This window comes from Kitasatospora sp. NPDC002543 (assembly GCF_053594915.1).
In genome coordinates, this window is the sequence record NZ_JBSFWR010000181.1 from 1 (window position 1) to 7,894 (window position 7,894).

General features: G+C 71.8%; 6 protein-coding genes. All 6 read right to left on the reverse strand.

Going from position 1 to position 7,894, the window contains the following annotated elements:
* Positions 1-326: 326 nt before the first annotated feature.
* Complete coding sequence (locus ACWD4P_RS37280; protein WP_359830592.1) at positions 327-1,124, reverse strand: family 1 encapsulin nanocompartment shell protein; 798 nt, start codon at positions 1,122-1,124, stop codon at positions 327-329.
* A 35-nt stretch (positions 1,125-1,159) separates the two neighbouring features.
* Positions 1,160-2,224 carry a Dyp-type peroxidase gene (locus ACWD4P_RS37285; protein ID WP_449782702.1) on the reverse strand — a complete coding sequence of 355 codons (1,065 nt, stop codon included), beginning with the start codon at positions 2,222-2,224 and terminating at the stop codon, positions 1,160-1,162.
* Between the two features lie 2 nt (positions 2,225-2,226).
* On the reverse strand, positions 2,227-3,894 hold the full coding sequence (locus tag ACWD4P_RS37290; protein WP_449782703.1) for a bifunctional aspartate transaminase/aspartate 4-decarboxylase: 1,668 nt from the start codon (positions 3,892-3,894) through the stop codon (positions 2,227-2,229).
* 45 nt (positions 3,895-3,939) lie between these two features.
* Positions 3,940-5,613: an aspartate-alanine antiporter gene (gene aspT / locus ACWD4P_RS37295; protein ID WP_359830601.1), complete on the reverse strand. Its 1,674-nt coding sequence runs from the start codon at positions 5,611-5,613 to the stop codon at positions 3,940-3,942.
* Between the two features lie 393 nt (positions 5,614-6,006).
* Entirely contained in the window at positions 6,007-6,633 is a 627-nt protein-coding gene (locus ACWD4P_RS37300) for an FMN reductase (protein WP_449782704.1), read from the reverse strand.
* Positions 6,630-7,751, reverse strand: a complete 1,122-nt coding sequence (locus ACWD4P_RS37305) for an LLM class flavin-dependent oxidoreductase (RefSeq protein ID WP_449782705.1) — start codon at positions 7,749-7,751, stop codon at positions 6,630-6,632. The genes ACWD4P_RS37300 and ACWD4P_RS37305 overlap by 4 nt, the downstream gene beginning before the upstream one ends.
* Positions 7,752-7,894: the final 143 nt, after the last annotated feature.

Here is a 7,894-nt window from a genome sequence, read left to right on the forward strand (position 1 = left end):
CACACCCTCCCGGTCCGTGGTGTGGTCGTCCGCGAAACGACGGTCACCCGTCGCGTCCGGCACGTACTTCACACAGACAACGATCCTCAAGCTCATGAGCGGTTCTCCTGTCACGGGTGCACGGATGCACTGGATCCACGGCCTCAGCCATACCGAGGGTACTGAGTGCCAAGACCGGCCCGGGCGCGACCCACGCGCCGCATGCGCCACCTGGACCGGTACAGCCTGTCTGCCCTCTTCGACTGGCGTCAGAGGCTCCATGGAGAGAATACGGCACTCAGTACCCCTCGTAAAGGAACTCAGTACCCTTGCGGGCTCCCCGGGGGTCAGCCGCGCAGGACGACGGCGGCCTCTCCGGTGTAGACGCGGAAGGTCAGCGACTCCTGGAGGTAGAGCCGGATCGTTTCGGCGTCGTGGGAGAGGTAGCCCACCGAGGCGTCCTGGCCGAGGAAGAGCTCGAAGTCCCCGCCTCGGGTGGAGAGCAGGTAGGCGCCCTCGATGGCCGGGGCCCAGATGATGTCCCCGTCGAGGAGGCGGGCGAGGTGGTTGTGGACGGGGTAGCCGTGGTCGCTGGTCTCGTTGACGGCGGTGAAGGCCTCGGCGCCGAGCAGCAGCGAGTAGGGGCCGCCGACGCCGGCGAGGCGCAGGGCGGTGAGGCCGCGGCTGACGGCCTCGGGGTACTCCCGGACGTCGTCGGGCAGTTGCACCGGGGGGTTGGTGGAGGCCGCGCGGATGCCGTCGATGGCGGCGGCGCGGTAGCCCTCGAAGACGGCGCGGTCCTCGGCCAGGGCGAGCTTGCGGCCCGCGTCCTTGACCGGCTGCCAGTCGGAGTCCCGGGAGCCGCGTTCGACGTCGTCCACCGCGTCGCGGCGGACGGTGAAGGGGACGCGCAGCTCGACCACCGGCTGGGCGGCGCGGGCACGGGCCTGGATGCCCTCGGTCGGGGGGTCGATGGCGGTCAGGTGGCCGGTGCCGACCGCGGCGAGGGTGGCGCCCTCGGGGCCGGTGAGGTCGACCACCCGGCGTCCGGCGATGTGGAGCTTGAAGGTCTGGCGGGCCTCCTCCTCGATCTCCTCCCAGGCGGCGGCGGAGATCGGGGCGAGGTCCCGGTGGAGGTTGTTCATGGGCGGGGTCCTGTTCGGGGGGCGGCGGGTGGCGGTCAGGAGGTCGTCGTCTTGAGGCTGCCGATGCCGAGCGAGCCGTCCGCACCGCCGGGGCGCGGCGCGGGTGCGGCAGGTGCGGCCTGGTCGGCAGGTGCGGCCTGGGCGGCGGGGGCCGCCGGGGGCGACGGCGGCGGGGAGTCGAGGAAGTCCGCGGTCGGGACGAAGAACAGCCCGCCGGTGACGGCGGTGGAGAAGTCGAGCAGCCGGTCGGTGGTGCCGGGCGGGCTGCCGACGAACATGTTGCGCAGCATCTCCTCCGTCACCCCGGGGTCGGCCGCGTAGCCGATGAAGTAGGTGCCGGCCTCGCCCCCGCGGCCCGCGGAACCGAACGTGCCGTACGGCATGTTGAAGCGGACGATCTTCCGCTCCTCGCCGTCCGGCCCGGTGATCACGGTGAGCGCCACGTGCGAGTCGGCGGGTTTGACGTCGTCGGACAGCTCGATGTCCTCCAGCTTGGTGCGGCCGACCGCGTCCTCCTGCTGCTCCACGCTCAGCGCGTTCCACTTGTCCATGTCGTGCACGTAGCGCTGCACCAGGACGTAGCTGCCGCCGGTGAACGCCGGATCCTCCGCGCCGACCAGGGCGGCGCTCTCGGCGGCCCGGCCCTCCGGGTTCTCGGTGCCGTCGACGAAGCCGAGCAGGTCCCGGTCCTCGAAGTACTTGAAGCCCTGGACGGAGTCGACGACGGTCGCCGCCGCGGCGAGCCGGCCGGTGAGCTGGGCGGCCAGCTCGAAGCAGAGGTCCATCCGCTCCGCCCGCAGGTGCAGCAGGAGGTCTCCGGGGGTGGCCGGAGCCCGGTGGCGGGCGCCGGCCACCTCCTGGAACGGGTGCAGGGCGGCCGGGCGGGGGCCGGCGAAGAGGCGGTCCCAGAGCTCGGAGCCGATGCCGGTGACGCAGGTGAGGGCGCCCTGGGGGGCCCGGAAGCCGACGGCGCGGCGCAGGCCGGCGAGCTCGGGCAGCAGCTCGCGGACGGCCGCCTCGCGGCCGGGTTCGACGGTGAGGACCAGGAAGACGGCCGCGCTGGTCAGCGGGGAGAGTACGGCTTGCGGTTCGGCCTGCATGGTCAGGGCCTTTCCCGGGGCGCCCTGGAGGCGTCCCACTCGGCGAGGTAGTCCGCGAAGATCTGCTTCAGGTGGTGGCCGATCTTCAGGTAGTCGAGGTCGTCCAGGTTCGCCAGCGAGACCCGGACGGACCACTCGGGCCCGTCGAATCCGCCGCCGTTGAGCAGCACCACCCCGGTCTGCTCGGCGAGCCGGAACAGCGGCTCGGTGGGCTCGTAGTTCTTCTCCAGGAAGGTCGCGAAGTCCCGGCCGGCGACCCGCTCGGCCTCGGCGAGCAGGTCGAGCTCGACGTAGTAGCCGGCCCGCCCGGGGTCGTCCGAGATCCGCATCCCGGAGCCCTCCAGCAGCAGGCCGAGCCGCCGGCGGACGATCTCCTGCACCCGCGCCTTGTACGCCTTGCCCTCGGGCAGCAGCGCGAACAGCGAGAAGAGCACCATCTGGACCTGCTGGGGGAGGCTGAGCCCGGCGGTGTGGTTGAGCGCGACCTGCCGGGAGTCGGCGACCAGCCGGTCGATGAAGCGGATCCGCCCCGGATCCAGGCTCAGGGTGCCGTACCGCTTCGCGAGCCGCTCCCGCTGCTCCGCCGGAAGGGCGGCGATCATCTCGTCGATCACGTTGTCCCGGTCCAGGCCGATCACCCCGAGGCGGTGGCCGGTGGCGCCGTAGTGCTTGGAGTACGAGTAGACGAGCAGGGTGTTGCGGGGCAGTTCGGCGGCCAGGGTGCGGAAGCCGTCCACGAAGGTGCCGTAGACGTCGTCGGTGACGATCACCAGGTTGGGGTTGGTGGTGGCCACGATCTGCTTGATCTGCTCGGTGACCTCCCGGGACAGCGCCAGGGAGGGCGGGTTGCTGGGGTTCACGAGGCAGAGCAGCCTGATCCGCGGGTCGGCCAGCTTGGCGACCTCCTCGGCCGGGTAGCGCCACTCCCGCACTCCGGTCTCGACCAGCTTGCTGGCCTGGATCTCGACCACCTCGAAGTCGTAGGTGTCCAGTTCGGGGATCTCGATGTACGGGGTGAACACCGGCACCATCAGCGCGATCCGGTCGCCCCGGTGCAGCAGACCGTTCTTCGTCAGCGAGTCGAAGACGTAGCACATCGCGGCGGTGCCGCCCTCGGTGGCGAAAAGCTCGGGCTGCCGCGGCGACGGGGGCCGCCCGTCCATCAGCTCCTCCTGGAGGTAGCCGCGGACGATCTGTTCGGCGTGCACCAGCATCCGGTCGGGGACGGGGTAGTTGTCGCCGATGCTCGCGTCGGCGAGCTCGTGGAGGAAGGCCTCGCGGTCGAACCCGAAGCGGTCGACGGCGAGTTCGACGCCGCGCCGGAGCAGTTCGATGCCGGGCAGGTCGGGGTGGCTGCGGACGAAGGCGTCGAAGCGCCCGGCGACGCCGGCCCGCTCCGGCATGCCGCCGAGGTCGTCGGCCGTCCAGACCCGGCGGCTCTCCGCCAGCGCGAAGTGGCCGAGTGCGAGGGCGGCCTCGCGGGGGCCGGTGCAGACCCAGTTCGGGTTGCCGCGACCGGCGTTGAGCATGTGGGCGGTGGACTTCCCCTTCTGCCCGGGCTCGTCGCGCTGGTAGGCCTCGGCGAGCCGGACGAACTCGGCCTTGAGCTCGAAGGGGCTGAGCCGGGCCAGTCGGCGGATCTCCTCGCGACCGGTGATGGGCTTCGTCATGGCGTTCTCTCCGGCGGCGTCGGAATTCTCTGATGGTTCGTCAACTCAGGCCCCCAGCATGCCGACCAGGATCGGCCCGGTGAGCGGGAGCAGGAAGTTGGAGATGGTGTAGGTGATCGTGTAGCCCAGCATCGGGATGCTGCTCTGCGCGACGTTGGTGACGGTCGTGATGGCCGGCGTGCTGCACTGCTGGCCGGCGATGGCACCGACCAGGATCGGCGGCTCGATCTTCAGCAGCTTGCGGCCGACGAACAGCGAGAGCACCGCGGGGACGGTGACCATGAGGATGCCGGAGGCCGGCAGCAGCACCGGGTGGTCGCTGAGCAGCGCGGCGGCGTCCGGTCCGGCGGCCAGGCCGGTGACGGCGATGAAGACGGAGAGCCCGAGGTCCTTGGCGGTCTGCGCGGCGACCGGCGGATAGGCGCCGAAGGTGGGCCGCTGGGCCCGGAACCAGCCGAAGACCAGCCCGGAGACCAGGCAGCCGCCGCCGGTGCCGAGCGAGAGCGCGGCGTTCCCGGCGTGCACGGTGACCAGGCCGATCAGCACGCCGACGCAGATGCCGAGGCTGATGTAGATGTAGTCGATGGCGTCCTTGCGGATGCTGACGCCGGCCTTGGCGGCGAACCGGTCGACGGCCGAGCGGGAGCCGGTGACGGTCACCGTGTCGCCTCGGTGCAGTTCGGTGTCGGCGATCGCGGGCAGGTGCTGGTCGACCCGCTGGACGTCGGTCAGGTAGATCCCGGAGGTGGTGGCCGGCTGTTCCTCGGCGACCTCCCCGGCCGTACGGCCGACGAAGTCGCGGTTGGTGAGGACCACGTCGCGGACCACCATCGGGCTGTCCAGGCCGGGCACGCCGGAGGTCTCCGGGCCGAGGTCGTGGCCGGTGTCGATGACGGCCTCGCGGCGGCCGACCAGCAGGACGAGGTCGCCGCGGCGCAGTCGGAAGTCCTGTTCGGGGTGACGGGTGCGGCCGTCCCGCCGGACGCCCTCGACGGTGACCAGGCCCTGCTGGATCTCCTCCACCTGGGCGACGGTCGAGCCCTCGCCCTGGGAGACCAGGTAGGTGCGGCCGACCAGCGGGGGCAGCGCGGGCTGTTCGTCGCCGGCGAGCGCGCCCTTGCCGCCGCGCATCCTCTGCCACAGCTCGCGGGAGGCGTCGGGCAGCTTGATCCGCATGACCAGCGGGAAGATCTGGCTGGTCAGCAGCACGATGGAGACCAGGCCGAACAGGTAGCAGACCGAGTAGGCGGCGGCCACGTGGTTCTGCAGCTGGGCGGACTGGTCGGGGCCGAGGCCGGAGAGGTTGGAGATCGCCTCCTGCGCGGTGCCGACCACGGCCGACTCGGTGGCCGCCCCGGCCAGGATGCCGGCCGCGGTGCCGACGTCCAGGTCGAAGGCCTTGCCGATGCCGTAGGCCATCCCGACGACCAGCACCGCCTCCATGACGCAGAGCACCGCGAAGCGCAGGCCCTTGGCGTTGAGGTTGGAGAAGAACTGGGGGCCGGCGATGTAGCCGAGCGAGAAGATGAACAGCGCGAAGGCGACGTTCTTGACGTCGGCGTTGACGCTGACGTGCCGGCTGCCGATCAGCATGGCGACGATCAACGTGCCGCAGATGCCGCCGAGTTGGATCGGTCCGACGCGCAGCTTGCCGAGCAGGTAGCCGAGCGCCAGGCAGACGAACAGCGCGAGGACGGGGTTCTCCCGCAGCAGGTTCACGGCAGCCGCTCCCGCCGCGGCGCGGGGGAGCCGAACGGGGGACGGACCAGCATTAATCTGATCATGGGAACGATTACACCGCAAAGCGGACAATCCGGCACGGCCGACACGCAGCCGAACGGCCCCGTCGGAGCGGTCTCCGACGGGGCCGTTCGACCCGTCCGGTGGGGCTGTTCGGCCCGGCCCGGCGGGGCTGTTCGCGCCGACCCGGTGTGGCCCGTTCGACCAGTGCGCCACGCACCCCGGAGGTGTCAGGCGCGCCGCCGCCGGACACCGACGACGGCCACCGCGGCGCCCAGCGGCGTGGCGGCCACCGGCACCACCAGGGCCGCCCGGAACCCCTCCGGGGCCGCCACTCGGGCACCCGCCCCCGCCGCTCCCCCGCCCGGTGGCTCAGCCGCGCAGCGCCGCCAGCTGCTCGGCGAACGGCACCACCTGCTCGGGCAGCGCCGGCGCCGCCGCGGGACCGCGCCCGGCCAGCAGCGCCGCCAGCTCCCCGGCCGCCCGGTCGATCCGGCGCGGCAGGCCGTCGGTGAGCCCGTCCCCCGCCGCGCCCCAGTCGTCGGTGGCCGCGTAGACGGCCGTCGGCAGCACCACCGCGCGCAGGTAGCTGAACAGCGGGCGCACGGCGTGCTCCAGGGCGAGCGAGTGCCGGGGCGTGCCGCCGGTGGCGGCGATCAGCACCGGCTTGCCGGTGAGCGCGTCGTTGTCGATCACGTCGAAGAAGGACTTGAACAGGCCGCTGTACGAGGCCGTGAAGATCGGCGTCACCGCGATCAGGGCGTCCGCCTCCGTCACCGCCTCGATCGCCGCGCGCAGCCCGGCGCCGGGGAAGCCGGTGACGAAGTTGTTGGCCACCTCCACCGCCAGGTCCCGCAGCTCGACCACGGTGACGTCCACCTCCCGCCCCTCCCGGGCGAGCCGGCTCACGGTGGCGTCGGTCAGCCGGTCGGCCAGCAGGCGCGTCGAGGACGGCTTGCTCAGTCCGGCGCTCACCACCACCAGCTTGTACGCGTTCACCGGGCCACCTCCGTCGTCTCGTTCTCCTGCGCGTCGCGGGTCCGCGCGTCGCGGGCCGCGACCAGCGCGGCGTGGGTCGGCCCGTCCGGCACCCCGGCCGGGCGGCCCTTGGCGAACTCCTCGCGCAGCACCGGCACGACCTCCTCGCCGAGCAGGTCCAGCTGCTCCAGCACCGTCTTCAGCGGCAGGCCGGCGTGGTCCATCAGGAACAGCTGGCGCTGGTAGTCGCCGAAGGTCTCGCGGAAGGTCAGGGTCTTCTCGATGACCTCCTGGGGGCTGCCCACGGTGAGCGGGGTCTGGTCCGTGAACTCCTCCAGCGAGGGCCCGTGCCCGTAGACGGGCGCGTTGTCGAAGTACGGGCGGAACTCGCGCACCGCGTCCTGGGAGTTCTTCCGCATGAACACCTGGCCGCCGAGGCCGACGATCGCCTGCTCGGGCGTGCCGTGGCCGTAGTGGGCGTAGCGCTCGCGGTAGAGCTCGATCAGCTTCTGGAAGTGCTCCTTGGGCCAGAAGATGTTGTTCGCGAAGAAGCCGTCGCCGTAGTAGGCGGCCTGTTCGGCGATCTCGGGGCTGCGGATCGAGCCGTGCCAGACGAACGGCGGGACGTCGTCCAGCGGGCGCGGGGTGGCGGTGAAGCCCTGGAGCGGGGTGCGGAAGCGGCCCTGCCAGTCCACCACGTCCTCGCGCCACAGCTGGTGCAGCAGCGCGTAGTTCTCGATCGCGAGCGGGATGCCCTGGCGGATGTCCTTGCCGAACCACGGGTAGACCGGGCCGGTGTTGCCGCGGCCCATCATGACGTCCACCCGGCCCTCGGCCAGGTGCTGGAGCATCGCGTAGTCCTCGGCGATCTTCACCGGGTCGTTGGTGGTGATCAGCGTGGTCGAGGTGGAGAGGATGATGCGGTCCGTTTGGGCAGCGATGTAGCCGAGCATGGTGGTCGGGGAGGAGGGGACGAACGGCGGGTTGTGGTGCTCACCCATGGCGAAGACGTCCAGGCCGACCTCCTCGGCCTTGCGGGCGATGGCGACCATCGCCTTGATCCGCTCGTGCTCGGTCGGGGTGCGGCCGGTGGTGGGGTCGGTCGTCACGTCGCCGACGGAGAAGATTCCGAACTGCATGCTGCTCACCACATCCCAGGTAGTCCAACTTTCAACCACCTTAGCACCCGGGCGCCCCCGGCTATTCCCGGCGGCCCGGGTACGGGACACGGACCCGCCCCGGGCGGGGCGCCGAAGCGCTCCGCCCGGGGCGGTCACCTGTC